24 protein-coding genes are annotated in these 25812 nt (G+C 64.6%); 15 read left to right on the top strand and 9 right to left on the bottom strand.

Annotated elements, in window-relative coordinates:
- Positions 1-28: 28 nt before the first annotated feature.
- Positions 29-622 (top strand): hypothetical protein, encoded by a 594-nt coding sequence (locus BLT16_RS06330; RefSeq protein ID WP_089657695.1) that lies wholly within the window; start codon positions 29-31, stop codon positions 620-622.
- 78 nt (positions 623-700) lie between these two features.
- A complete protein-coding gene (locus BLT16_RS06325; protein ID WP_089657694.1) occupies positions 701-2116 on the top strand; it encodes an amidase in 1416 nt (471 codons plus the stop codon).
- Between the two features lie 53 nt (positions 2117-2169).
- Here the strand turns inward: BLT16_RS06325 and BLT16_RS06320 are convergent, their stop codons facing one another.
- Both BLT16_RS06320 and BLT16_RS06315 read right to left on the bottom strand, forming a co-directional pair.
- Positions 2170-2412, bottom strand: coding sequence for a GlsB/YeaQ/YmgE family stress response membrane protein (locus tag BLT16_RS06320; protein WP_089657693.1), 243 nt, complete (start codon positions 2410-2412; stop codon positions 2170-2172).
- A 59-nt stretch (positions 2413-2471) separates the two neighbouring features.
- Positions 2472-3014: a DUF924 family protein gene (locus tag BLT16_RS06315; RefSeq protein ID WP_089657692.1), complete on the bottom strand. Its 543-nt coding sequence runs from the start codon at positions 3012-3014 to the stop codon at positions 2472-2474.
- A 107-nt stretch (positions 3015-3121) separates the two neighbouring features.
- Between BLT16_RS06315 and BLT16_RS06310 the strand changes: the two genes are divergently transcribed.
- The 7 genes from BLT16_RS06310 (at position 3122) to BLT16_RS06280 (ending at position 10371) form a co-directional block, all read left to right on the top strand.
- Positions 3122-3307, top strand: a complete 186-nt coding sequence (locus BLT16_RS06310) for a hypothetical protein (RefSeq protein WP_089657691.1) — start codon at positions 3122-3124, stop codon at positions 3305-3307.
- A 180-nt stretch (positions 3308-3487) separates the two neighbouring features.
- A complete protein-coding gene (locus BLT16_RS06305) occupies positions 3488-5086 on the top strand; it encodes a solute:sodium symporter family transporter (protein WP_089657690.1) in 1599 nt (532 codons plus the stop codon).
- A 150-nt stretch (positions 5087-5236) separates the two neighbouring features.
- Complete coding sequence (locus BLT16_RS06300) at positions 5237-6217, top strand: GlxA family transcriptional regulator (protein WP_089657689.1); 981 nt, start codon at positions 5237-5239, stop codon at positions 6215-6217.
- Positions 6218-6233: 16 nt separating this feature from the next.
- The gene (locus BLT16_RS06295) at positions 6234-7412 is read left to right on the top strand and encodes an MFS transporter (protein ID WP_089657688.1); all 1179 of its coding nucleotides are present in this window, start codon (positions 6234-6236) and stop codon (positions 7410-7412) included.
- Positions 7413-7435: 23 nt separating this feature from the next.
- Positions 7436-8833, top strand: coding sequence for a YcjX family GTP-binding protein (locus BLT16_RS06290; RefSeq protein ID WP_089657687.1), 1398 nt, complete (start codon positions 7436-7438; stop codon positions 8831-8833).
- The gene (locus BLT16_RS06285) at positions 8830-9852 is read left to right on the top strand and encodes a TIGR01620 family protein (RefSeq protein ID WP_089657686.1); all 1023 of its coding nucleotides are present in this window, start codon (positions 8830-8832) and stop codon (positions 9850-9852) included. The genes BLT16_RS06290 and BLT16_RS06285 overlap by 4 nt, the downstream gene beginning before the upstream one ends.
- Before the next feature lie 78 nt (positions 9853-9930).
- Complete coding sequence (locus tag BLT16_RS06280) at positions 9931-10371, top strand: universal stress protein (RefSeq protein ID WP_089657685.1); 441 nt, start codon at positions 9931-9933, stop codon at positions 10369-10371.
- A 7-nt stretch (positions 10372-10378) separates the two neighbouring features.
- On the opposite strand, the gene BLT16_RS06275 is transcribed toward BLT16_RS06280, so the two are convergent.
- The gene (locus BLT16_RS06275; RefSeq protein WP_089657684.1) at positions 10379-11176 is read right to left on the bottom strand and encodes a Cof-type HAD-IIB family hydrolase; all 798 of its coding nucleotides are present in this window, start codon (positions 11174-11176) and stop codon (positions 10379-10381) included.
- Between the two features lie 114 nt (positions 11177-11290).
- On the opposite strand from BLT16_RS06275, the gene BLT16_RS06270 reads away from it, so the two are divergent.
- From BLT16_RS06270 to siaD, 6 genes are all read left to right on the top strand, one after another.
- The gene (locus BLT16_RS06270; RefSeq protein WP_089657683.1) at positions 11291-11920 is read left to right on the top strand and encodes an NAD(P)H-binding protein; all 630 of its coding nucleotides are present in this window, start codon (positions 11291-11293) and stop codon (positions 11918-11920) included.
- 61 nt (positions 11921-11981) lie between these two features.
- Positions 11982-13922: an exoribonuclease II gene (locus BLT16_RS06265; RefSeq protein WP_089657682.1), complete on the top strand. Its 1941-nt coding sequence runs from the start codon at positions 11982-11984 to the stop codon at positions 13920-13922.
- A 158-nt stretch (positions 13923-14080) separates the two neighbouring features.
- Positions 14081-16123: a biofilm regulation protein phosphatase SiaA gene (gene siaA, locus BLT16_RS06260; protein WP_089657843.1), complete on the top strand. Its 2043-nt coding sequence runs from the start codon at positions 14081-14083 to the stop codon at positions 16121-16123.
- A 29-nt stretch (positions 16124-16152) separates the two neighbouring features.
- Complete coding sequence (gene siaB, locus BLT16_RS06255) at positions 16153-16686, top strand: biofilm regulation protein kinase SiaB (RefSeq protein ID WP_089657681.1); 534 nt, start codon at positions 16153-16155, stop codon at positions 16684-16686.
- Between the two features lie 8 nt (positions 16687-16694).
- Positions 16695-17093 (top strand): biofilm regulation phosphoprotein SiaC, encoded by a 399-nt coding sequence (gene siaC, locus BLT16_RS06250; RefSeq protein ID WP_281243292.1) that lies wholly within the window; start codon positions 16695-16697, stop codon positions 17091-17093.
- Entirely contained in the window at positions 17090-17872 is a 783-nt protein-coding gene (gene siaD / locus BLT16_RS06245; protein ID WP_089657680.1) for a biofilm regulation diguanylate cyclase SiaD, read from the top strand. Before siaC ends, siaD begins: the two co-directional genes overlap by 4 nt.
- A gap of 2 nt (positions 17873-17874) precedes the next feature.
- Here siaD and BLT16_RS06240 read toward each other — a convergent pair whose 3' ends face one another.
- The 6 genes from BLT16_RS06240 to odhB form a co-directional block, all read right to left on the bottom strand.
- Positions 17875-18750 carry an urea carboxylase-associated family protein gene (locus tag BLT16_RS06240; RefSeq protein ID WP_089657679.1) on the bottom strand — a complete coding sequence of 292 codons (876 nt, stop codon included), beginning with the start codon at positions 18748-18750 and terminating at the stop codon, positions 17875-17877.
- 29 nt (positions 18751-18779) lie between these two features.
- A complete protein-coding gene (locus BLT16_RS06235) occupies positions 18780-20390 on the bottom strand; it encodes a BCCT family transporter (RefSeq protein WP_089657678.1) in 1611 nt (536 codons plus the stop codon).
- A 173-nt stretch (positions 20391-20563) separates the two neighbouring features.
- Entirely contained in the window at positions 20564-21436 is an 873-nt protein-coding gene (gene sucD / locus BLT16_RS06230; RefSeq protein WP_089657677.1) for a succinate--CoA ligase subunit alpha, read from the bottom strand.
- Entirely contained in the window at positions 21436-22602 is a 1167-nt protein-coding gene (gene sucC, locus BLT16_RS06225) for an ADP-forming succinate--CoA ligase subunit beta (RefSeq protein WP_089657676.1), read from the bottom strand. Before sucC ends, sucD begins: the two co-directional genes overlap by 1 nt.
- Before the next feature lie 140 nt (positions 22603-22742).
- Positions 22743-24176: a dihydrolipoyl dehydrogenase gene (gene lpdA / locus BLT16_RS06220; protein WP_089657675.1), complete on the bottom strand. Its 1434-nt coding sequence runs from the start codon at positions 24174-24176 to the stop codon at positions 22743-22745.
- 46 nt (positions 24177-24222) lie between these two features.
- A complete protein-coding gene (gene odhB / locus BLT16_RS06215) occupies positions 24223-25773 on the bottom strand; it encodes a 2-oxoglutarate dehydrogenase complex dihydrolipoyllysine-residue succinyltransferase (protein ID WP_089657674.1) in 1551 nt (516 codons plus the stop codon).
- Positions 25774-25812 lie beyond the last annotated feature (39 nt).

Below are 25812 nucleotides of genomic sequence, written 5' to 3'. Positions count from 1 at the left end.
ACTGCTGCTTGCGACCAAGGAAGTCCCGATGCTTCGCGCCCTCTCTCTGCTACGCTCGCTGCACGGCGCCCATCACTCGCTGGAGGATGCCCGCGCCAGCGTCCAGCGCGCCTGCGACTACCGCTGGCTGCGCGGGGCCATGGCCGGCTGCCATGTCACCGAGTCACCGCGGCCGCTGGCGGACGCCACGCCCTGCCTGGTGCTCACGCAGCTGTTTCCGGCCACGGCGGGTCGACTACGCGGGGGTAACTGGCCGACGGATGCCGGAGCAAGGGAGCGCTGCCGGGTTGAGGGAGCCCACGCCTGCCGTGCCGCCGGTGCCCCGGCCTATCGCACCCTGGAGAGTCTTTCCCAGGGTCTGGTGCACGGCGCGATGACGGTGCTTATAGACGCCGCACGCCTCGACTACCTGATCGAGCAGCAGGCGCTGTGGCTTAGCTGGCGCCGCCCTGAGCGCCTCGACGGCGCGCTGGCTGGCCTCGCTGGCCAGCGGCTCGGCCAGGCGTCCCAGGGCGTTTTCGTACTCGAGCTCAGAGTGCCTGGCCGCGACGCCCAGGGCGCACCCAACGCTGACTGGCTCGACCGACAGCTCGACCGTTATCGCAAGCTGCTGCGCGGCTGACCCCTTGTCTGCCACGCCGGGAACCTCCTAGGCTGAACGTGACGCATGATGCGTCGCCATCTGCACAAGGAGAGACGTGTGAAAGACACCGACCTCGGCGTTCTCGACGCCGCCCAGCTCGTCGAGCGCTACCGACGCCGCGACTGCTCGCCCCTCGACGCCACCCGCGCCGCCCTGGCACGCATCGAGCGCTTCAATCCCGCCGTCAATGCCTATGTTCACGTCGACCGCGAGGGGGCTGAAGAAGCCGCCCGCGCCTCGGCGCGACGCTGGGGCAAGGGCGAGCCGCTGAGTCCCATCGATGGTGTCCCCGTGTCACTGAAGGACCTGACCGAAGTGGCCGGCATGCCTTCGCGGGAGGGCTCGCTTACCACCAACGACGCCCCCCGCCAGCACGACTCGCCGCCGGCCAGAAAGCTACGCCAGGCCGGCGCGGTTCTGCTCGGCAAGACCAACACCCCGGAATTCGGCTGGAAGGCGGTGACCGACAACCGAATCCACGGCGCCACCCGCAACCCCTGGGATACCCGATTGACGCCGGGCGGCTCCTCCGGTGGCGCGGCGACCGCCGCCGCGCTCAATATGGGGGTGCTGCACCAGGGCGGCGACTCCGGCGGATCGATCCGCATTCCCGCCGCCTTCACCGGCACCTTCGGCTTCAAGCCGTCGTTTGGCTGGGTACCGCAGTGGCCGCCCTCCCAGGAACCGACCCTTTCGCACCTAGGGCCGATGACCCGCAGCGTGCGCGATGCGGCCATGATGCTCAATGTGATGGGCCGCTACGATTACCATGATCCCTATGCCACCCGTGGGCAGCCGGACGACTGGGGCAGTGATATCGGCCAGGACCTCAAGGGGCTGCGCATTGCCTACTCCGCCGACCTCGGCTATGCCAGGGTCGATACCCAGGTGGCCATGCGCGTCAGGGAAGCCGCCGACAAGCTCGCCGCCTTAGGAGCCGAGATCGTCGAGGTCGACCCCGGCTTCATCTCGCCGCTTGCGACCTTCCAGACCATCTGGTTCACCGCCTCACTGGACATGTACCAGCAGTTGAGCGCGAGTCAGCGCGAACAGCTCGACCCGGGGCTGGTCTCCAACGCGCTGCGCGCCGAATCGCTGTCGTCGGTGGATCTGTTTCGCGCGCTGAGCGATAGAGCGCGCCTCACCGAGCGTCTGGAACACTTCAATCGCGACTTTCACCTACTGATGACGCCGACGGTGGCCATCGAGCCCTTTGCCATCAATCACGAGGTACCGCCGGGCAGCGGCATGCAGGATTGGGAAGACTGGGCGCCGTTCTCATACCCGTTCAATCTCAGCCAGCAGCCCGCCGCCTCGGTGCCCTGCGGCTTTACCGACAAAGGCCTGCCGGTAGGCTTTCAACTGGCCGGCGGCAAGTTCGACGACGTGCGCGTGCTGCGCGCCTGTCATGCGTTCATGGAGGCGCATCCGCCGCGCTTTCCGGCCATGCCCGACCCTATTCAGCAAGCCTGAACGCACACCGCCCGGCACGGGCCGGGCGGTGATTCGCTACTGGCGCGGCTATGTCAGCCGCTACGCACCTTGGAAATCACCCACAGCAGCACCACGGCACCCACCGTGGCGGTCACCAGGGAACCGATGAAACCGCCGGACTGCAGCCCCAACAGGCTGAACAGGAAACCGCCGATTACCGCCCCTACGACGCCGACGCCGATATTGCCGAGGATGCCAAAGCCGCCCCCGCGCATGATGTTACCGGCGATCCAGCCCGCCAGACCGCCAATGATCAACCACAGAATCAGTCCCATCGTGAGTCTCCTTCGTCCATTGAATCGTCTCGCATGCAGCCACCCGCGGCACTGGCGCGTCAGAACGACGAGCCAGGCTCCTCGAGAAAGGCCAACTCCTGCACCGTGGAGTCGCGTCCCAGTATGGCATTACGATGGGGGTAGCGGCCAAACCTGGCGATGATATCGCGATGACGATGCTCGAAGCGCAGGTTCTCCTCGAGGCCAGGCTGGTCGAACAGCCGCAGCGCTTCGTCGTGCACCTTGAGCGATTCGCTATGCATGTAGGGCATATAGAGGAAGGCTCTCCAGGCAACGTCGAGATGACGGTCTCGGCGTTGGGCGACCGCCTCCTGGGCCAGCACCAGGGCCATGCCATCATTGGCGAAGGCCGCTGGCGTATCGCGATGCACATTGCGCGAGAACTGATCGAGCACGATGATCTCAGCCAGACGCCCGCGCGCCGAAAGCCGCCACTCCCACAGCTCGCCGCGGCTCGCCGCTTCAAGCACCTCGGCAAAGCGCCGAGCAATGGCGGCGTCGATCTCCGCGTCCTTTCGGAACCACTGAGCGGGCGTCAGTTCGTCGAACCAGAATCCCAAGACCTCATCTGCATCAGCCATGCGCCCTCCCGTCATCGTTGCGGCACTGCAGTCGTGTAGTGCAGTTGCTATCATCTGAGCCCGCCACCCACCGCGGGTTCCCTCTCAGCCTACGCCAAGGAGTCTCGATGGCCACCCAGGAACTGCTGGAAATGTCGCTATTCGCCTTCAACCTGGTCGGACTGGTGGTGTGCCTGGTCGGGCTCAGCCTGGCCCGGCGACGCCAGCGTCGTGCACTCGGCTATACCATCGCCGTACTCGGCTTTCTGATTGCTGCCACCCCCATGCTGGCCCAGCTCGTGGGCGGCCGGTAGGCACCACAAGGGCATTTTTTAGTAAACTTACAAAAATAAATCGAGAATTTACGACTAAAGGCGAATGTGAGAATCGTGTCACCTAACTAGAATCACGTCATCAGAAATGTCTCACATTTACCTCGACGCTCTCGGTGATGCCGCGTCGAAACATCCACGCCAACCGCAAGGTTACCCATCATGCACGCCCTGACCCTGGCGTCCTTCCTGTTCTTCACGGGACTGGTCGCCCTCATTACCTGGCGCATCACGCGCCGCGATGATCACGAGAGCACCAGCGGCTACTTCCTCGCCGGCCGCACCCTGACCTTTCCCCTGATCGCCGGCTCACTATTGATGACCAACCTGTCCACCGAGCAGATGGTGGGCCTCAACGGTGCCGCTTTCAGCGACGGCTTGAGCGTGATGGCCTGGGAGGTGGTCGCGGTAATCGCGCTGGTGGCACTGGCACTGTTCTTCCTGCCGCGCTTCCTGCGCAGCGGTATCGCTACCCTGCCGCAGCTGCTGGCAATCCGCTTCGACGCCGGCACCCAGTTGATTACCAACGTCATCTTTCTGATTGCCTACGCGGTGATCCTGCTGCCGATCATTCTCTACTCCGGCGCCATGGGCCTGCAGGGCATGCTCGACTTGCAGGGCCTTACCGGCATTCAATCGCCCACTACCCTGCTGTGGCTGACGGTATGGATCGTCGGCATCATCGGTGCCATCTACGCACTGTTCGGCGGGCTGCGCACGGTCGCCGTGTCCGACACCCTCAACGGCGTGGGCCTGCTGATCGGCGGCTTCGTGATCGTCTACTTCGGCCTGCAGGCGGTCAGCGGCGGTGACGGCATCGTCGAAGGCTGGAGCATTCTCAAGGAGAGCGACCCCGAGAAACTCAACTCGATCGGCGGTTCTGATCAGCAGGTACCGTTCTTCACACTGTTCACCGGGGTGTTCCTGATCAACCTGTTCTACTGGACCACCAACCAGCAGATCATCCAGCGTACCTTCGCCGCCAAGAACCTCGCCGAGGGCCAGAAGGGCGTGCTGTTGACCGGCTTCTTCAAGCTGCTGGGGCCGCTCTACCTGGTGCTGCCGGGCATCATTGCCTACCACCTCTACGCCGAGCAGGGCGTGCGCGCTGACGAGGCCTACGGCCATCTGGTGTTCAATGTGCTGCCTCCCTACCTCACCGGCTTCTTCGCCGCGGTGATGGTCGGCGCCATCCTGTCGTCGTTCAACTCGGCGCTCAACAGCACCACCACTATCTTCAGCCTGGGCATCTACAAGGGCGTGCTCAACCAGGACGCCAGCGAGGAGCAGGTGGTCAAGTCGGGCAAGGTGTTCGGCTGGATCATGGCCTTCGCCACCATGACCATCGCCCCGCTGCTGGCCGGCCAGGAGAGCCTGTTCGGCTACCTGCAGCGCATGAACGCCATCTACTTCATTCCGATCCTGGCGGTGGTCATCGTTGGCCTGCTGACCAAGCGGGTGCCGCCGATGGCGGCCAAGATCGCGCTGGTCGGCGGCTGCCTGCTGATCGCCGCCGGCTACTTCGTACCGCCCTTCAACCAGCTGCCGGTGGTGATGCACGAGTTCCACTTCGTGGCCAGCGTGTTCGTGCTGCTGGTGGGGGTGATGCTGGTGATCGGCAAGCTGCGCCCGCGCGAGACCGACTGGGTCCACGAGCACAGCGGCGATGTCGACTTGACGCCGTGGAAAGGCGCCGTGCCCACCGGCATCGTGTTGATCGTGCTGGTGGTGATCATGTACGCCGCCTTCGCCGGCGTCTGACCCGACACGCCATACCGACCTACGCAGCCCCGCCCCGTGCGGGGCTGTGTGGTTCCGCGCCCATCATGTCCGAATCGGTGGCCAAGCGGTCCTTGCCGACATTACCGCCAGCGCCGACACTGCAAGGGTCAATTCGCCGGAGATTGCCCCGTGGCACGCCGCATCGCCCTGTTCGCCTACCCCGACTGCCAGCTGCTCGACGTCAGCGGTCCCTGGCAGGTGTTCGCCAGCGCCAATGCCCTCAGCGCGACACCGCTGTATCAGCTGCATCTGGTGGCGCCTGAAGCGGGCAGCGTAATGACCAACGGCGGCCTGGCCGTGCAGGCCACCCACGGTCAGGCCGAGCTCGCTGCCCTGGCGCCCCTCGATACCCTGTTGGTCGCCGGCGGGCACGGCGTCATGCCGCTGCGCCAGGACGCCGCCCTGCTGACCACCCTGCGCGACCTGGCGCCGGCGGTGCGGCGGCTCGGCTCGATCTGCACCGGGGCCTTCCTGCTCGCCGCTGCCGGGTTGCTCGACGGCTGCCGGGTCACCACCCATTGGCGTCACGCCGCGGCGCTGGCCGAGGCGTATCCGGCACTCAAGGTCGAGCCCGATGCGCTCTACGTTGAGAGCCGCGGCCGCTATACCAGCGCCGGTGTCACCGCCGGCATCGATCTGGCGCTGGCCATGCTGGAAGCCGATCACGGTGCCGTCTTGGCCGGCCGGGTGGCCCGCGAGCTGGTGGTCTTCCTGCACCGTCCCGGCGGCCAGTCGCAGTTCAGCGAGGTGCTGCGCCAGCAGCAGGACGCCGGCCCGCTGCGGCGCCTGCTCGACCACCTGCACGGCGACCCCGGCGGCGATCACCACGTCGAGGCCATGGCCGCGCAGATGGCCGTATCGCCGCGCCACCTGACCCGGCTGTTTCGCCGCCACTTGAACACAACGCCCGGCGCCTACCTGACCCGGCTGCGCCTCGAGCAGGCGCGCCTGGCACTGCTCGACACCAGCCAGCCGGTATCGCTGCCGCGCCTTGCCGCGCGCTGGCGACTGGGCGGCGCCGAACAGCTGCGCCGCCAGTTTCAGCGCCACTATGGCGTCTCACCCAGCGTCTACCGCCAGCGTTTCGCCTCCACCGATAGCACCCGTTAGCCACCGGAGAACCTGCATGCCCATTACCGTCACCCTGCTATCGCTATGCCAGGCCCTGCTGGTCAGCGGCAATATCCTGCTGATTGCGGTATCGCCGCTGATCGGCGCCAGCCTGGCACCCAGCGCCAACTGGTCCACCGCGCCAGTGGCCACCCAGTGGCTGGGGCTGATGTGCGCCACCATCCCGGCGTCACTGATCATGGCCCGACTGGGCCGCAAGCGCGGCTTCGTGCTCGGCAACCTGCTGGGGCTAGTGGGCGTGGTAGTGGCAATACAGGCGCTGCGCGGCCAGCACTTCGCGCTGTTCCTGCTGGCCACCTGGCTGATCGGCATCGGCATCGGCTTCGGCCAGCTGTACCGTTTCGCCGCGGTGGAGGCCGCCCCGGCGCCGCTGCGTGACCGCGCCATCGGCCTGGTGATGGGCGGCGGCGTGCTGGCAGCCTTCTTCGGCCCGTGGCTGGCCCGGGTCAGTCGCGAGCTCGGCGAGGTGCCCTTCCTGGGCAGCTTCGTCGGGCTGGGTGCGCTCTACCTGGTGGCCCTGCTGGTGCTCGCCGTGACGCGGCTACCGCCGGCGACACGCACCCACGGCGAGGGCACCCCGCGGCCGCTGGGCGAGATCCTGCGCCAGCCGACCTTTGTGGTCGCTGTCATGGCGGCGCTGATCGGCTACGGGGTGATGAACCTGGCGATGACCGCCACGCCGCTGGCGATGGCTAGCGTTGGACACCACTTCGACCACGTGGCGGCGACCATTCAGTGGCACGTGGTAGCGATGTTCCTGCCCTCATTCTTCACCGGCCACCTGACCGCCCGCTTCGGCGCCCGGCGCATGATCGTCGCCGGCTGCTTGCTGCTGGCCGCCAGCGCCCTGGCCGCGCAGGTCGAGGCCGGGGTGATGGGCTTCCATATTGCCCTGATACTGCTGGGGTTGGGCTGGAACTTCACCTTCCTACCCGCCACCGGGCTGCTCACCGAGACCTATCGACCGGTGGAAAAGGCTCGCACCCAGGCCGCCAACGAGTTCCTGGTGTTCTCCACCGTGGCCGTCACCGCACTGCTCGCCGGGCCCTTGGTCAGCCAACTCGGCTGGGCCACCCTCAACGCGCTGCTGATCCCGCTGGCGCTGCTGCCGATCGCAATCCTGGCGTGGCAGCGACTTGCCAAGGCGCCCGCTCGCCCGCACATTAGTGACTGAATTCATCCCACGAGTGGTCATGCATGCCGCACCCCCTGGCACGCGAACTGGGTAACCTCATCGAACGCGGTCGCGACCGCCAGCTGCGGCTGGCGGTTACCGGTCTGTCGCGGGCCGGCAAGACCGCGTTTCTCACCTCGCTGGTCCATCAGCTGCGCCACGCCGGCCTCGAGGCGCACCTCGACCTGCTGCCGGCAGCGCGCGACGACCGCCTGCTGGGTGCCAGCCGGGTCGCTCAAGGCGACCTCGGCGTGCCGCGCTTCCCCTACGACCAGGCGCTGGCGGCGCTGGATGACACTCCGCCACGCTGGCCGGAGCCAACCCGTGGCATCAGCGAGCTGCGGCTGGTGATTCGCTACCGCCCGGCCAAGCGCGGCCTGCTCAGCAGTGAGATCCGCGAGCTTACCCTCGATCTGTTCGACTATCCGGGCGAGTGGTTGCTCGACCTGCCGCTTCTCGACCACGACTATCTGAGCTGGAGCGAGGCGCAGAACCACAGGCTGCACGACGGTGACACCCGTCAGGCGCTGTTCGCCGAGTGGCGCCGCGCGGTGGCCGAGCTAGCTCCCGATGACGAAGCCGATGAAGCGCAGCTGGCGGCGATTGCCGAACGCTATGCCGCAGGGCTGCGCGCCGCCCGCGAGGCCGGTTTCGCCGATCTCCAGCCAGGGCGCTTCCTGCTGCCGGGCGATCTCGACGGCGCGCCGGTGCTGCAGTTCTTTCCGCTGCCGGGCCTTGCCACCAGCCAGCGCAAGACGCTCGAGGCACTGCCCGAGAATAGCGTCTATCGCACCCTGGCCGCACGCTACGCTCATTACCGCCAGCACATCGTCAAACCCTTCTATCAACAGCACTTTCGGCGCTTCGACCGACAGATCGTGCTGGTCGACGTGCTCGGCGCCCTCAACGCCGGCCCCGAGCGCTTCGAGGACCTGTCTCGCGCCTTGGGGACGCTGATGCAGAGCTTCGCCTATGGTAAGCGCAGCCTGGTCTCGCGACTGTTCTCACCGCGCATCGACCGCCTGGCAATCGCCGCCACCAAGGCCGACCACGTCACCCCCGATCAGCACGGCCAATTAGTCAGCCTGCTCGAGGCCCTGCTCGCCGAGCCGCTCAAGGACCTGCGCTTCGCCGACGTACCGGTGCGCGCCATGTCACTGGCCTCGATCCGCGCCACCCGCTCGCGGGAGGTCGAACAGCGCGGCAAGCGTACGCCGGCGCTGGCCGGCACCACCCTCGATGGCGATGAGGTGCTGCTGTTCCCCGGCGAAGTGCCCCCACGCCTGCCGGACCCCGGCTTCTGGGCGCGCCAAGGGTTCGACTTCCACGCCTTCCGACCGCTGCCCCGCGATGCCGGCGCGCTGCCTCACATTCGCCTGGATGCGGCCCTCGACTGGCTGATCGGAGACAAGCTGCAATGAACGACCCCCGCCCCGGCCAGCGCTTCGCGCCCGATGATCCACCGTCTGCCCCCAGCGATCCGCGCCCCGCTCAGGCCTTCGACCCAGCCACCACCAGCCGGGACTGGCAGCCCGAAGCAGAACCGGAGGCGCCTGGCGAGGCTGCCCTGGTCGCTGGCCTAGCCCATCCGCGCAAGCGCCGTTGGGGGCTGCTGACACTGCTTGGCGGAGCGCTCGGACTCGGCGCCGTCGAGGCCGGCCAGACCCTGTATGCGGCAAGCCTCGGGGGAGATTGGCTGGCCGGTGCCTGGGGCATATTGTTGCTGCTGGCGCTGGGGCTGGGCGGTAGCGCCCTGCTGCGCGAGCTGTGGCGACTCCGTCGGCTGCGGCGTCACGGCCGCCTGCGCGAAGCACTGGCCGACCTCGACCAGGCCAGTCCGCGCCAGGCCCGCAAGCTCGCCGACCAACTGCGCCACCAGCTCGGGCTCGATGATGACCACCCCCACTGGCAGGGTTTCGTAGCCTCCCACCAGCCGCACCACGACGGCGCTGAGACCCGCACCCTGCTGGCTCACCATCTGCTCGCCCCCCGCGACCGCGAGGCGCGACGCCTGATCTCGCGGATGTCGGGCGATACCGCGGTGCTGGTGGCCGTCAGTCCGCTGACGCTGGTGGATATGGCGCTGGTGGCCTGGCGCAACCTGGCGCTGATCGACCGCCTGGCACGGCTCTACGGGCTCGAGCTCGGCTACGCCAGCCGCCTACGGCTGTTTCGCGCGGTGCTCTACAACATGGCGTTTGCCGGCGCCAGCGAACTCGCCAGTGAAGCGAGCATGGAGATTCTGTCGATGAACCTCGCCGGGCGGCTATCGACCCGTGCCGGCCAAGGGCTCGGGGTGGGCCTGCTGAGCGCGCGACTGGGGCTGCGCACCGCCCGCCTGACCCGGCCGCTGGCCTTCGATGCCGATGAGGCACCGCGCATGAAGGATCTGCGCGGCGAGGTATGGCAGCGGCTGCGCCGCCTGGAAGAGACTCGCTGAGCGTTGCTTGATCCGGGTCAATGCAACGCCAGCATGATCGGCTAGGCTGTGAGGGAATATCCCTGACGGAGTATTGCCATGTTCAACTCAGTACTGATTGCCGTAGACGGCTCGGAGCACGCCAAGAAGGCCCTCGAGGTTGCCTGTCAGCTGGTCCATAAAGAGAACGCCACCCTGCATATCTTGCATATCCCCGAGGCGCTGTCACATGAGACCACCCTGGTATGGGGAATCGGCGCCATTGCCATTGAATCTTCCCGCGAGGCGCTCGAGGAGGCCGGCAAATCGGTCGTCGAGCGCGCCAGCGAGGCCGCACGCGGCATGGGGGCAAGCCACGTCGAGACGCACCTCAGCAAGGGCGACCCGGCGCGCAATATCCTGCGCCACGCGGAGAAACTCGGCGTCGACGCCATCGTGATGGGCAGCCGCGGCCTGGGTGACTTTGCCGGGCTGATGATGGGCAGCGTCTCGCACAAGGTCACCCACAGCGCCAAATGCACGGTAATCAGCGTGCGCTGAAGCCGGCTCAGATCCCGAAATAGCCCTGCAAGCGCCTGGCTACTGCAACTCCAGCATGATGACCGATCACTGTGGCGCCAGGCACCCGCCCCGATAGCTCGGGGTGGGCATTGGCCATCACGTGGGCCTCGCCGGCCACCGACAGCATTTCGGTGTCGTTGAGGTTATCGCCGAAGGCCAGGCAGGCCTCGGGGGCCACGTCCAGACGCTCGAGCAGGGCCAGAAGCGCCTGGCCCTTGTTGACCCCGCCGGCCATCACCTCCAGGGAGTTGGCCATCGAGTAGGTGACGTGCAGCTGTTCGCCAGTTCGCGCGACGATGCCGGCCTCGAGCTCGGCCAGATGCGCCGGATCGCCGATATACAGCACCTTGCCCACCCCCTGCCCATCGAGCAGGGCCGGCTCCACCACCCGGTAGCCGAACCCGGTATGCGCGTGTAGCGCCAGCAACTCCGGCGCCGGGGCGTCGATCAGCCACTCGTCGTCTTGATAGAGATTGAGGCGCACCTCGGCCGGGCGCTCCAGGGCGATCAGCTCGCGGGCGTGCTCCGCCGCCAGGTGGCGGGCGTGCAGCAGCTGATCGTCAGGGGCATGCAGGTAAGCGCCGTTGGTGCTGATCAGATGGACTGGCACTCCCAGGCGTTCACGAAATGCCAGCATGTCACGGTAGTGGCGCCCTGATGCAAAGGCCAGGTGGTGGCCCCGCTCGGCCAAGGCCTGCAGAGTCGCGACGGTCTCGGGGTGTAGATCATGGTCGGCTCCCAGCAGGGTACCGTCGAGATCGGAGACGATCAGATGTGGGGGCATGCAGCGTCCTTTCATGGAATCGTGTCACCCCGACTAACGTATAGCCGAACGGCCTGCGACCACAAGCGTCGAACGCGTATGCTGAATGGAAAACAACGTGTTAGAGGAGAGGCCATGAAGACACTCGTGATCGGCGCCAACGGTCAGATCGGCCGCCAGTTCTGCGAGCTGGCACGTGCTGGCGGCATGTCACTGCGGGCCATGATCCGCAATTCCAACCAGCAGTCGTGGTTCCATGAACGCGGTATCGAGACCGTCATCGGCGACCTGGAGGGCGACTTCCAGCAAGCGTTCAATGCCTGTGACCAGGTGATCTTCTGCGCCGGATCCGGCCCCCATACCGGCCCCGACAAGACCCTGCTGATCGACCTCTACGGGGCGATACGCGCCGTGGACCTGGCGGTCGAGCGCGGCTTGGAACGCTTCGTGATGGTCAGCGCGCTGCGCGCAAGCGACCCCATGGCCGCCCCTGCCAAGCTGCGCCCCTACATGGCGGCCAAGTTCGCCGCCGACGCCTACCTACGCTGCGCGCGCATTCCCCATGTGATCCTCAAACCCGGCAAGCTTACCGACGCTCCCGCCAGCCGGCTGGTCAGCGCCGCTGCCGCTCACGCCGATGGGATCGAGGTGTCGCGGGGCAATGTGGCCCATGCGCTGCTCTATCTGGCCCAGGCGCGCATGCTCAAGAATCGTGAATTCGACCTGCTCGACGGCGACTCAAGCATCGCCATGGCGCTGCTGTAATTGGCGGGGCCGACGGGAATCCGTATAGTGGCTTTCTACCCCCGCCAAGCTAAAGTGTCCGATGCTGCAGAACAATGCCCTGCTTGCACAGCTCAAGCAACAGATTCGCTCAACCACGCCCCGCGTAGAGGGCGTGATCAAGGCCACCGACAAGGGTTTTGGCTTTCTCGAGACCGACGATGGCGAGTCCTACTTCGTGCCACCGCCGGCCATGAAGCAGGTCATCCACGGTGATCGCGTTGCGGCCGTCGTCCATGAGGAGGGCGACAAGCGCTCTGTCGAGCCGGATACCCTTATCGAACAGGGTCTGGCGCGCTTCGTCGCCCGGGTTCAGAAACGCGACGGACGCCTGGCGGTGGTGCCCGACCACCCCTCGATCAAGAACGTGCTCAAGTCGCGGATCAAGAACAGCCTCGACGAGGACAGTATTGCCGACGGCGACTGGATCGTGGCGCGCCTGGTGCGCCATCCGCTCAAGGAGAACGATCGCGGTTTCTTCGCCCAGATCGACGAGCTGGTGGTCAAGGCCAACGACCCGGCGGTACCGTGGCGTGTGACCCTGGCCCGCCATGCCCTCGAACAGGCCTCTCCCGAGGCCGGTGACGACTGGCCGCTGCGTGATGAAGGCCTCGCACGCGAGGATCTGACCACCGAGCCATTCTTCACCATCGATGGCGAGAAGACCCGCGACATGGACGATGCGCTGCGCGTCGAGCCGCGCGACGGCGGCGGCTGGCGGCTCAGCGTGGCGATCGCCGACCCTACCGCCTACGTCGACGAGCAGCACGCCGCTGACCTCGAGGCACGCGTTCGTGCCTTCACCGTCTACCTGCCGGGACAGAACGTCACCATGCTGCCGGAAGTGCTGGCCGACGATCTCTGTTCGCTGTGGGAAGGCCGTGAGCGTCCGGTGCTGGCCTGCTCGCTCGAGGTCAATGCCGACGGCAGCCTCGGCGACTACCGTTTCTTTGCTGCCACCGCCAAGTCGCATGCCAAGCTGGTTTATGATCAGGTCTCCGACTGGCTCGAAGGCCAGGGCGAATGGGCACCCGACGCAGCGATCGCCCCTCAGTTGGAGGCGCTACGCGACCTCACCGAGGCACGCAGCGCTTGGCGTGCCGAGCATGCACTGGTGTTCAAGGATCGTCCCGACTACGAATTCGAGCTCGACGAAGCCGGCAACGTGCTCGGCATCCGCACCGAGGAGCGGCGCATCGCCAATCGCATGATCGAAGAGTCGATGATCGCTGCCAACGCCTGCTGCGCTGACCTGCTTGCCGACAAGGTCGGGCACGGCATCTTCAACGTGCATCGCGCCTTCGATCCGGACAAGGCCGAGGCCGCTCACGAGTTTCTCAGCGCCCAGCAGATCGACGTCGAGCGTGAAGCGCTCACCGAGCTTCCACGCTACCGTGAGCTCAAGCGCGCCCTTGAGAGCCGCGAGGACGCCTGGCTGGACATCCGCCTACGCCGCTTCCAGGGGTTTACCAGCATGTCGGCGCTACCCGGCCCGCACTTCGGCCTAGGGCTTGCTGCCTACGCTACCTGGACCTCACCGATCCGCAAGTACGGCGATATGGTCAATCACCGCCTGATCAAACAGGTCCTCAAGGGTGAGAGCGCCTCGGCAGAGGCCAGCCAGCAGCTCACCGAGCAGCTCACCGAGCGTCGGCGGCTGAACCGCATGGCCGAGCGCGACGTCAAGGACTGGCTCTACGTGCGCTTTCTCAGTGAGGCAGCCAAGCAGCAGCAGGCCTTCGACGCCGAGGTCATCGCCATCAACCGCGGCGGCATGCGCGTGCGCCTTACCGCCAACGGCGCCACCGCCTTCGTGCCCGCGCCGATGATGCACAGCGACCGCGACAAGGTCGTCATCGACGACAAGGAAGGCCGCGTGCAGATCGAGGGCGAAGAGCGCTTCAAGCTCGGCGATGCAATTCGCGTGGTGCTCACCGAAGCGCGTGAAGAGACGCGATCGCTGGTAGCCCGCCCCGAAGCATGACGTCTCCTACGCTATTAGCGCCTCGGCAGGCAGCGCCTGTCGAGGCGCTGTCGTGATTGCGGTGAAAAAGGTAACTCGCGGCTAAGGGAAAGTTATGGCAAGGTAATCTTAAAGGACGACAACGGTGGATGAGCTCATCCATCAGGGAAGTCAATGTGATGGCAGCAAACCTTGGATTACGCGGCAAGTCAGTCTTGGCGCTGCTGGTGGCCTGTCTTTTGGCATTGATTCCAGCCAGCCTTATCGGCTGGAAGGCCGTCGATGAGGTAAGACGCCACTTTGCTACTGCCTATGCCGAACAGTACACCTTGCTGCAAATGCAGCGCATTACGGCACCGGTCTCCCGCGAGCTAGCACTCTCCCGTCGTTTCGCCAACTCTGTGGTTACCCGAGAATGGCTGCGCCAGCCAGAAGATCCGGAGCGTCGCGAACGATTCTTTGCCGAGGCCGAAGGTTTCCGGCAGCAGTTCGGCAGTAACGCCTACTTCATTATTGACCACGCGACCCACGACTACTACTTCGCCGATCAGCGTGATGCCGAGCCTAGTCCCCGCTACCGACTAGACGCCGGTGAATCGCAGGATGCCTGGTACTTCGCAGCCATGGCCAGCACCTCGACCTACAACATCGATGTCAGCCATGATCGCAAACTGGATCGCAGCATGCTGTGGGTCAACGTCAAAGTCCGTGACAACGGCGAATTGCTCGGCCTGGCTGGCGGCGCCCTGGATCTCGAGAACTACCTGTCGCGCGTGATCCGCACGGGGGCTCCCGGGCTGACGTCGATGATCGTTGACCCTCGCGGAATCCTGCAGGCCCATCCCGATCAATCCCGTCTGGCGCTTGGCTCGAACAGCCACCCTTTCGAGGCCGATAGTCAGCAGCACATCCAATCGCTGGTCGATAATGCCCAACAGCGTGAGGCGCTCAGACAGGCGATGCAGGCAGTCGTCAGGCGTCCCGGCGATATCCGCGGGCTCGAGGTCGAGATCGATGGCGAGCACCGCTTGCTGTCTGTAGGCTATGTGCCGGAACTGCAGTGGCTACTGGTCACGACGCTGGACATGCAAGCCGCGCCGCTGTTCGAGGGCCGCTGGTTCTGGCCGCTGCTTGGCGCCCTTTTGCTGACCCTGGCCATCCTGACGGGGGCCTTCGCCTATGCAGCCCACCGTTTGATTCTATCCCCCTTGAAGCGCCTCACACTTTCGGCACAGGCTATCACCCACGGTGACTATAGCTTGCCGTTACCTGCAGAACGCCACGACGAGATTGGCGAACTGTCACAGGCCTTCTCGCACATGGCCCGCCAGGTGGAGGATCACACTCGCAATCTGGCGTCACAGGTTCGTGAACGCACCCACGAGCTGGAGACAGCTCATACTGCCATGGCGGTGGCGCACAAACAGCTCGGCGACTCCATCCAGTATGCCAGCATAATCCAGCGCGCGATCCTGCCCGACGCTCAGTTACGCCAACATCTGGGTGCCGACCATGCCATACTATGGAAGCCCCGCGACACCGTGGGCGGCGACTTCTACGTCTTCCGGGCAACTCCCAGCGGCTATCTGATCGGCGTGATTGATTGTGCCGGCCACGGTGTCCCCGGAGCGCTGATGACCATGCTGGCTCGCGCCATCATCGACAATGCCATCGCGCACGAGGGAGCCGACGACCCCGCTGCCATTCTCAACGAGATTGACCACCAGTCGCGGCAACTGCTGCCCGAAGCGCAACTGCCCTCCTCGATCGCCACCAACATGGATATCGGCTTGGCATGGGTCGAGCCCAACGCGGGACGCCTGACCTACGCTGGCGCCAAGCTCGACCTGTATGCCAGTGATGGGCATCACGTCGACTGCATCAAGGGCAGTAAGCGCGCGCTTGGCCATCGTCGCCCCATCCGCTATAGCAACCGGCATGTGCCGATCCACCCGGGATGGAGCTATTATCTGTGCAGTGACGGTTTCCTTGACCAGGCAGGTGGAGAGCATGGCTTCGGCTTCGGCAACCGGCGTTTCGAGAGATTACTGACAACCCTGGCGGCAGAGGCGCTAGACGACCAGATCAAGGCGTTCGGATCAGCGTTGGACGACTATCGCGGCGACCATCCTCAACGAGACGACATCACCTTGCTGATATTCTGTGTCACAAGCGCGGGTGACGAGCCGCCCTCTTCTCCCCTGTCACCCAGCCAGACCTAGGAACCTGCCATGCAAGCTGAGGAATCGCCATGGATCTATTGAGCATGCGGGAGAGTTATCAGCATGAGCGCATCATGCTGTGTTTCAATGGCCCCATATCACGCAGCCTGATCGAAGAGATCGGCAAGGCGCTACGCAACTACCTGGATACCCAGCAAGCTGCTCCATCTGCCGCGATGGATGTCTTCGCCGTGTACATCGAGATGACCCAGAACATCCGCCACTATGCGCGCCGCCAAGGCTACAGTGATGAGCTGGCTGCCGCCACGGTAGCAGTGGCGCGCAGTGACCAGGGACACTACCAGGTGAGTGCAGGCAACCTGGTCGAGCACGCCGATGGCAAGCGTCTGGTGGCCGCTGTAGACGCGCTCGCCCTGCTCGATAAGTCGGCGCTCAAGCAGGCCTACAAGCAGCAGCTAAGGCGGCCACGCGATGCCGAGGCACCCAGCGGAGCGGGCCTTGGCCTTCTCGATATGGCACGCAAGTCCAGCTTTCCGCTACAAGCATCTCTGCAGACGCTGCCCAATCACCGAAGTTTTTTCAGCCTAACCGCTACGATTTGACGCTTGCCATGACAAACATGATTTCTGACCTCGACATTCCCGGCAACCAGTCCTCGCCGGCCATCCAAAGCGACTGGCAGGCGGGGCGACTTGCCATGCAGGGTGACTCCTATCCGGAGAATTCCTATGAGCTTTTTGACCAGGTCATTCACTGGGTACGCCACTTCCTCTCTACCGAGCAGCGGCCGCTACACTTGGAACTCGCATTGGTCTATCTCAACACCAGCTCGGTGAAGGCCATGATGGACATCTTCGACCTGCTGGAGGAGGCCTTCGCCACCGGCCGGGAGGTATCGGTCGACTGGCACTACGATGCGCGTAATGAGCGTATCGCCGAACTGGCCGATGAGTTTCGCGAGGATTGCAGCTATCCTTTTGCGATCACCCCGGTCAAAGGCGAGCCATGAAAACGCGCGATGAAGAGGCACTATTGAGCCATATCGCCACCCTGCTCGGATCACCTGAGCATGCCGGCAACCCGCTTCGTGACGCTCTTCAGGACCTCTATCAACAGCATTGCGAGCAGCGTGAGCAGGTCCAGCGCCTGATCAACATCTCTGATCGTTATCAGTTGCTGGCCATGGAAGCCCGACAGGTGACCCAGGCGCGTTACGAAGACAGCCTGCGTCGCCAACGCAAACTCTCTCGCATTTCGGATGGCTATCAGGCGTTGATGCGTGATCGCAACCGAGCCCTGCACCAGGCCTCAACCCACGACCCACTGACCGATCTGCCAAACCGCCGAATGATCAGCGAGCGCCTTGAAGCGCTAGTCAACGAGCGGCGTGGCTTCACTCTGGCACTGTTGGATATCGACCATTTCAAGCTCATCAACGATTGCCATGGCCACGATGTCGGCGACCGCCTGCTGGTCGCCATCACCCGGACGCTGAGCACAACCCTGCGCGACTACGACTTATGCGCCAGGTGGGGCGGTGAGGAGTTCCTGCTACTACTGGCCAACACGGATTTGGACGAAGCTCAACCCATCGTGGAGCGCTTACGCGCCTGCCTTGCCGACGTCACGATCTGCACCGGCGACCAGAAGCTTTCCGTCACGATAAGTGCAGGGTTGAGTCAGCATCGTTTCGGCGAACCCCATCAAGCCACCATCAAACGAGCCGACCAGGCACTGCTGGATGCGAAAAGGGCGGGCCGCAACCGCTGCCTGAGCAATATCTCTTAACATCATCTGCCCCCTGGCGACCCGCGACGCTTTTCCTCCGCCCAGTCAACCGCTGGCCCGCGCATGCCATGACCGCCTCGATAGGGCGCGTAGCCTGGCGATTCCCAGCCCGACAGCCGCTCGGGCGACAAACGAAACACCTCGACCCCGATCGGCTGGCACGTAGACAGCGGATCCTGCGCGTCGGGCCCCCACAGGTCCATCGACAGATCGCCCCCGGGGCAGCACGACAGTGCGCAGAGCAGGTCGATCTCGGCGAAGAATTCGATATAGTCGCCTTCGCGAGCCGGGCAGGCCTTCATGAAGTACTGGTCATCATCGTTTAGCCCGGTGCACTGGAAGACATTAAGCACATCGTGGACATCGAACTCGGTAAGACCGAAGGGCGCCACTGCGCGCACCAGGTTCGAGTGGCAGTGATGATCGAAATCCTCGCCGGTGAGCAGCTTGTTGACGTAGGGGTCGCAGCGCGTGCCGAGCAGGTCGTGCACGCGACCGCCGTCGTCATCGACGCCGTAGCCCTCGAGGGTGTCGGCGATGATGGTCGCCATCGGCCGCAGATAAGGCAGCGTCGACCACAGCCGGTCGAAGGTCGAGACGTGGGCGCGCTGCAGCTGACGCGTCCGCGAGGCCCAGAAGCGTTCGCGGGGATTGTGCCGGTGCCAGAGGTTGAAATCGCCCACCTGAGGGCCGTGCAGCGTCGACAGCCGCAGCACGTGCCCCGCCGGCACCGACCAGGCCAGCCCGTCGCGCAGCGGTACCACATGCTGCGCGATGCGCTCACGGTCGGCGGGATCACGCAGCCGTGAATAGAAGTCGCGATCGACATCGAGCACTGACCCCTGGTTTGCCTGATAGGCGGCGGGCACCTTGGTCATCTACCTCTCTCCTCTGTGCGATGATGTGGCTACATCTGATCGGGGTGCGGAGGCGTGCCAACCTTGATCTTGCTGATGCGTTCGGCCGCGAGCCCACGGAACAGCGCGAAAATCATCGCGAAGACCATGATGAAGATCGGCAGACCGATCACCGTGATCACCTGCTGCAGCGCCTCGAGCCCCGCTTCGCCGGCGAGCACGATTAGCATGGCCGCCACCGCGCCTTCGGAAATCCCCCAGAAGACCCGCTGGCGAACCGGTCCCTGTCCCGCGTCGCCGGTACATAGCATATCGACCACCAGGGATGCCGAATCCGACGAGGTCGCAAAGAAGATCGCCACGATCACCACCGCCAGCCCCTGGATCAGGGTAGTGGCGGGAAAGTGCTCGAAGAAGGCGAACATCGCCAGCGGTACGCTCTCGGCCACCGCCGCCGACATCGTCCCGGCCTGATCGCCCAGCGCCTCACGAGCCACGCTGCCGATACCATCGATCTCCATTGCCGACCAGCCAAAGATTGCAAACCACACCAGCGTGAACAGCGACGGGGCGAACAGCACCCCCAGCACGAACTCGCGAATCGTGCGCCCTCGCGAGATACGCGCCACGAAGATGCCGATGAACGGTGACCAGGTTACCGTCCAGGCCCAGTAGAATACCGTCCAGTTACCCTGCCAGCCCCAGCTGCCGCCCTCTCGGGTATATTGCGCCAAGGTGTCGTTCCAGAATGCCATGGGTACGATGTTGGAGACGTAGATCCCCAGGGTCTCGACGATCCCGCGCAGCAGGAATACCGTCGAGCCGGTGATCAACACGAACAGCATCAGGCCGGTAGCCATGCCGATATTGATGTTGGAGAGCACCTTCACCCCCTTGTCGAGCCCCGCCACGATCGACGCCACGGCCACCGCGGTCAGCGCGAGGATGATCAACACCTTGACGGTGACGTTGTCGGGCACCCCCATCAGCTCGGACAGGCCGGCGTTGATCTGCGAGGTGCCAAGGCCAATCGACACCGCCACGCCAAACAGGGTGCCGAGCACCGCAAAGATATCGATGGTCTTGCCGATCGGCCCGTAGACCCGCTCCTTGAGCAGCGGGTAGAACACCGAGCTAACCCGCATCGGCAGACCATGGCGATGGATGAAGTAGGCGAAGGCCAGCCCCGGCAGGGTGAAGATGGTCCAGGTATGCAGGCCGAGGTGGTAGAGCGAGAAACCGATCGCCTCCTGGGAGGCCTCCACCGAATGTGGGTCGATATCGCCATGCGGGGGATTGGAGAAGTGGAAGATCGGCTCCGCCACACCCCAGAACATCAGCACCGTGCCGATCCCGCCGGCAAACAGCATGGTGAACCAGGAGACGTTGCCGTATTCGGGCTCTTCATCCTCGCGGCCGAGGCGAATCTGCCCATAGCGGCTGATCGCCACCCACAGCAGAAACAGCAGCCAGGCGTTGACCCCCATGATGAAGAACCAGCCGAGGTTGGTAACCACCCACTCGCGGCCGTCGGCGAATACGTCCCTGATCGTTTCCGGGGCGATCAGCAGCGTTAGAAGAAACGCCACCATCAAGCCTGCCGAGGTAAAGAAGATGGTCGGTTCGGTGCGCAACCCCAGTCGTCTGGCCAGTTCGTCCATGTCGCCCCCTGCTCCCTGCTGTAGCGGGATGACATGCATCCCGATGGCTTGTCGCTATTCAGCCTAGCAGTTCCTGAGCGTCTCGCAGTGGGTGAACATGGTGGGCCATCAACGGCCAACAAAAAAAGGCACCCGAAGGTGCCTTTTTTCATGCCGATGAGGCAGCAACTGATTTACCAGCCGGTTACCTGCTTCAGGGCATCGCCGATCTCGGCCAGCGAACGCACGGTCTTGACGCCGGCGTCCTCCAGGGCGGAGAACTTCTCGTCCGCGGTGCCCTTGCCACCTGAGATGATGGCGCCCGCATGGCCCATGCGCTTGCCCGGAGGGGCCGTCACGCCGGCGATGTAGGAGACCACCGGCTTGGAGACGTTGGCCTTGATATAGGCGGCCGCTTCTTCCTCGGCGGTGCCGCCGATCTCACCGATCATCACGATCGCTTCGGTCTGCGGATCCTTCTCGAACATCGCCAGGATGTCGATGAAGTTGGAGCCTGGGATCGGGTCGCCGCCGATGCCCACGCAGGTCGACTGGCCGAAGCCGTGGTCGGTGGTCTGCTTGACGGCTTCATAGGTCAGCGTGCCGGAGCGAGACACGATGCCCACCTTGCCCGGCTTGTGGATATGCCCCGGCATGATGCCGATCTTGCACTCGCCCGGGGTGATCACGCCGGGGCAGTTCGGGCCAATCAACCGCACGCCCAGCTCGTCGCACTTGACCTTGGCGTCGAGCATGTCGAGGGTCGCGATGCCCTCGGTGATGCACACGATCAGCTTGATGCCGGCGTTAGCGGCTTCGAGGATCGAGTCCTTGCAGAACGGAGCCGGCACGTAGATCACGCTGGCCTCGGCACCGGTCTCCTTGACCGCTTCCTTGACGGTATTGAACACCGGCAGGCCGAGGTGCTCCTGGCCGCCCTTGCCCGGGGTCACGCCGCCGACCATCTGGGTGCCGTAGGCGATCGCCTGTTCGGAGTGGAAGGTCCCCTGGCCGCCAGTGAAGCCCTGGCAGATGACCTTGGTGTTCTTGTCGATCAGGATGCTCATTACTTGCCCTCCGCCGCTTTGACGACCTGCTGAGCCGCGTCGGTCAGACTGGTAGCAGCGATGATGTTGAGACCGCTGGAGGCCAGCTTCTCGGCGCCCAGCTCGGCGTTGTTACCCTCGAGACGCACCACCACCGGTACGTTGACGCCGACCTGCTCGACCGCGCCGATGATGCCTTCGGCAATCATGTCGCAGCGCACGATGCCGCCGAAGATGTTGACCAGCACTGCCTTAACGTTGTCGTCGGAGAGGATGATCTTGAACGCTTCGGCCACGCGCTCCTTGGTGGCGCCACCGCCGACGTCCAGGAAGTTGGCCGGACTGCCGCCGTTGAGGTTGACGATGTCCATGGTGCCCATGGCCAGGCCGGCACCGTTGACCATGCAGCCAATGTTGCCGTCCAGCGCCACGTAGTTGAGCTCCCACTTGGCCGCGTCGGCCTCGCGCTCATCTTCCTGAGACGGATCGCGCATCGCCTGCAGGTCCGGATGGCGATAGAGGGCGTTGCTGTCCAGGCCGAGCTTGGCGTCGAGGCAGTGCAGATTGCCTTCGTCGGTGATCACCAGCGGGTTGATTTCGAGCAGCGCCAGATCCTTTTCATGGAACAGCTTGGAGAGGCCCAGGAAAATCTTGGTGAACTGCTTGATCTGGTCGCCCTTGAGCCCCAGCGCGAAGGCCAGCTCGCGGGCCTGGTACGGCTGCGCGCCGACCAGCGGGTCGATTTCGGCCTTGAGGATCTTCTCGGGCGTCTCCTCGGCGACCTTCTCGATCTCCACGCCGCCTTCGGTGGAGGCCATGAAGACCACGCGACGGGTAGTACGATCGACCACGGCGCCCAGGTAGAGCTCTGAGGCGATATCGGTGCAGTTCTCGACCAGGATCTTGGCGACCGGCTGGCCGTGCTCGTCGGTCTGGAAGGTGACCAGGTTCTTGCCCAGCCACTGCTCGGCGAAGGCCTTGGCCTCGGCCGGGTCCTTGATCAGCTTGACGCCGCCAGCCTTGCCGCGGCCACCGGCGTGAACCTGGGCCTTGACCACCCACATGTCGCCGCCGATCTTCTTGCAGGCTTCCACCGCCTCTTCGGGTGTGTCCACGGCGAAACCCTTGGACACCGGCAGACCATAGTCGGCAAACAGCTGCTTGCCTTGATACTCGTGAAGGTTCATCGATTCATGCCATTGGTTGCATGTGACTCGAACGATGACCGCGGACACTCAGACTAGTGGAGTGTGTTCCCGGGCCACCCCCGTCTGTTTCCGGTACGTCGCCGGAAACACTGCGCCGCCCGAAGGCGGCGCTTGTTGTCTTACTTGCGCTTGCGATTGGCCATATGGATGGCATGCCCTTCCACGGCGAGCGCCGCTTCGTGGACCGCTTCCGACATGGTCGGATGCGCATAGCAGGTCAGCGCCAGATCCTCGGCGCTGGAACCAAACTCCATGGCGATCACGCCCTGGGCGATAAGTTCGCCGGCGTGCTGGCCGACGATATGCATGCCCAAGATGCGATCAGTCTCGGCGTCGGTGATCACCTTGGCCATGCCCTCGGTGGCATTGTTGGCCATGGCGCGACCGCTGGCAGCGAACGGGAAGGCACCGGTCTTGACCTCGATGCCGGCCGCCTTGGCGTCCTGTTCGGTCATGCCGACCCAAGCCACCTCGGGGAAAGTGTAGATCACACTGGGAATGGCGTCGTAGTTCATCTCGGCCTTATGGCCGGCGATGATATCGGCCACCATGATGCCCTCTTCCGACGCCTTGTGCGCCAGCATCGGGCCACGCACGCAGTCGCCGATGGCATATACGCCCGGCACGCTGGTACGGCAATGGTCATCGACGAAGATGAAGCCGCGCTCATCGAGCTTGACGCCGGCGTCATCACCCAGCAGCCCCTGGGTGTAGGGGCGGCGACCGACGCAAACGATCAGCTTGTCGAACACCTGCTCCTGCTCGCCCTTGGCGTCGGTGTACTTGACGGTGACTTCCTTGCCGTTGGTCTCGGAGCCGGTGACGCGGGCCCCAAGCTTGATGTCCAGGCCCTGCTTCTTGAGCAGTTTCTGGGTCTCCTTGGCGATGGCCGAGTCGACCATCGGCAGGAAGGAGTCCATGGCCTCGAGCACGGTCACGTCGGAGCCCAGGCGACTCCATACGCTGCCCAGCTCCAGGCCGATGACGCCGGCGCCGATAACGCCGAGGCGCTTGGGCGTCTCATCGAATTCCAGCGCGCCGGTGGAGTCGACGATCAGGCCTTCGGTGAGCGGGGTCGGCGGGATCTCGACCGGCACCGAGCCGGAGGCGATGACGATGTTGTCGGCCTCATAGACAGCCTTGTCGCCATCCTTGCTGACCTCGACCTGCTTGCTGGAGAGCACCTTGCCAGCGCCTTCCAGGGCGGTCACACCGTTGGCCTTGAACAACCCGGCGATGCCGCCGGTGAGGTTCTTCACGATCTTATCCTTGCGGGCCATCATCTTGGTAACGTCCATCTTGACGTCACCGGTCTGGATGCCTATGTCATCGAAGTCGTGCTGCGCCTCGACGAACTTGTGAGAGGCCTCGAGCAGGGCCTTGGACGGGATACAACCCACGTTGAGGCAGGTGCCACCGTGCACGACATTGCCTTCCTTGCCGATCCACTTCTCGACACAGGCGGTCTTCAGGCCCAGCTGGGCGGCACGGATGGCGGCCACGTAGCCGCCGGGGCCCGCACCAATCACGATCACATCGAATTTATCGGCCATGAATACGTTTCCTGTATAAATTGCGCGTTAGTCGTTGGCAGTCGCGTTACACGTCCAGCAGCAGGCGTGCCGGATCCTCGAGCAGCTCCTTGATGGTCACCAGGAACTGCACCGCGTCCTTGCCATCGATCATGCGGTGGTCATAGGAGACCGCCAGATACATCATCGGGCGGATCTCGACCTTGCCGTTGACCGCCATGGGTCGTTCCTGGATCTTGTGCATGCCCAGGATGGCGGTCTGCGGCGGATTCAGAATCGGCGTCGACATCAGCGAGCCGAAGATGCCCCCGTTGGTAATCGTGAAGGTGCCGCCCTGCATCTCGTCGATGCCCAGCTTGCCGTCGCGGGCACGCTTGCCGAAGTCGACGATGGTCTTCTCGACGTCGGCGATCTTCATGCTGTCGGTGTCACGCAGCACCGGGACCACCAGGCCGCGGTCGGTGGATACCGCCACACCGATGTCCTGATAGCCGTGGTAGACGATATCAGTGCCGTCAATGGAGGCGTTGACGTCGGGGAAGCGCTTGAGCGCCTCGGAGGCCGCCTTGACGAAGAAGCCCATGAAGCCGAGCTTGGTGTCGTGGGCCTTGAGGAAGGTGTCCTTGTACTGGGCGCGCAGATCCATCACTGCGCCCATGTCCACCTCGTTGTAGGTGGTCAGCATGGCGGCGGTCTGCTGGGCCTGGACCAGGCGCTTGGCGATGGTCTGGCGCAGGCGGCTCATCGGCACGCGCTTCTCGGGGCGCTCGCCTTCGACGACCGGCGCGGCGGCAGCGGCTTGCTTGGGCGCGCTGGCCGGCTTGGAGGCCTGCTTCGCGGAGCCATCCTTGACCGCCTTCTGCACGTCCTCTTTGAGGATACGGCCGCCCTTACCGGTGCCCTCGATCTTGCTGACGTCGAGGTCGTGCTCGGCGACCAGCTTGCGCGCCGCCGGGGCGAGGATCTTGCCGCCGACCTTCTCGTCGCTGCCGTCCTCGGAGGCGGCAGTCTCTGCTGGCGCCGCCTCGCTGCTGCCGTTGTCGCCACCGGCGCCTTCGGCAAACACCGCCAGGACTTCCTCAGAGGCGACCTGACTGCCCTCTTCGGCCTTGATCTCGGTCAGCGCGCCGTCCGCGGGAGCCACCACTTCCAGCACCACCTTGTCGGTCTCGATCTCGGCCAGCACTTCATCGCGCTTGACCGCCTCGCCGACCTGCTTGTTCCAGCTCGCCACGGTGCCTTCCTGGATCGACTCGGGAAAAGTCGGCGCCTTGACGTCGTGCTGCTTGCCACCCGCGGCCGGCTTAGCGTCAGACGTGGGAGCCTCACCCTTGTTGTCATCGGCCTTTGCGGCTTTGTCAGACGCCTTGGCCTTGTCGCCGGCGGCACCGAGAATGCCCAGCACCTGCTCGGACTGCACGGTGTCGCCTTCTTCGGCGTTGATCTCGCTCAGGGTGCCGGCTTCCGGCGCCACTACTTCGAGCACCACCTTGTCGGTCTCGATTTCGACGATCAATTCGTCGCGCTCAACGCTGTCCCCGGGCTGCTTGTGCCAGGCCGCCACGCTGCCTTCGGCAACGGACTCTGGAAAGGTTGGCGCTTTGATCTCGGTAGCCATGTCGTTTCCTTGTGTGTTCTCTCTCGTCCGGCAGGACGC

It is taken from the genome of Franzmannia pantelleriensis, from assembly GCF_900102875.1.
Classification (GTDB): Bacteria; Pseudomonadota; Gammaproteobacteria; order Pseudomonadales; family Halomonadaceae; genus Franzmannia; species Franzmannia pantelleriensis.
This window is presented reverse-complemented; position numbering and strand designations above follow the sequence as displayed.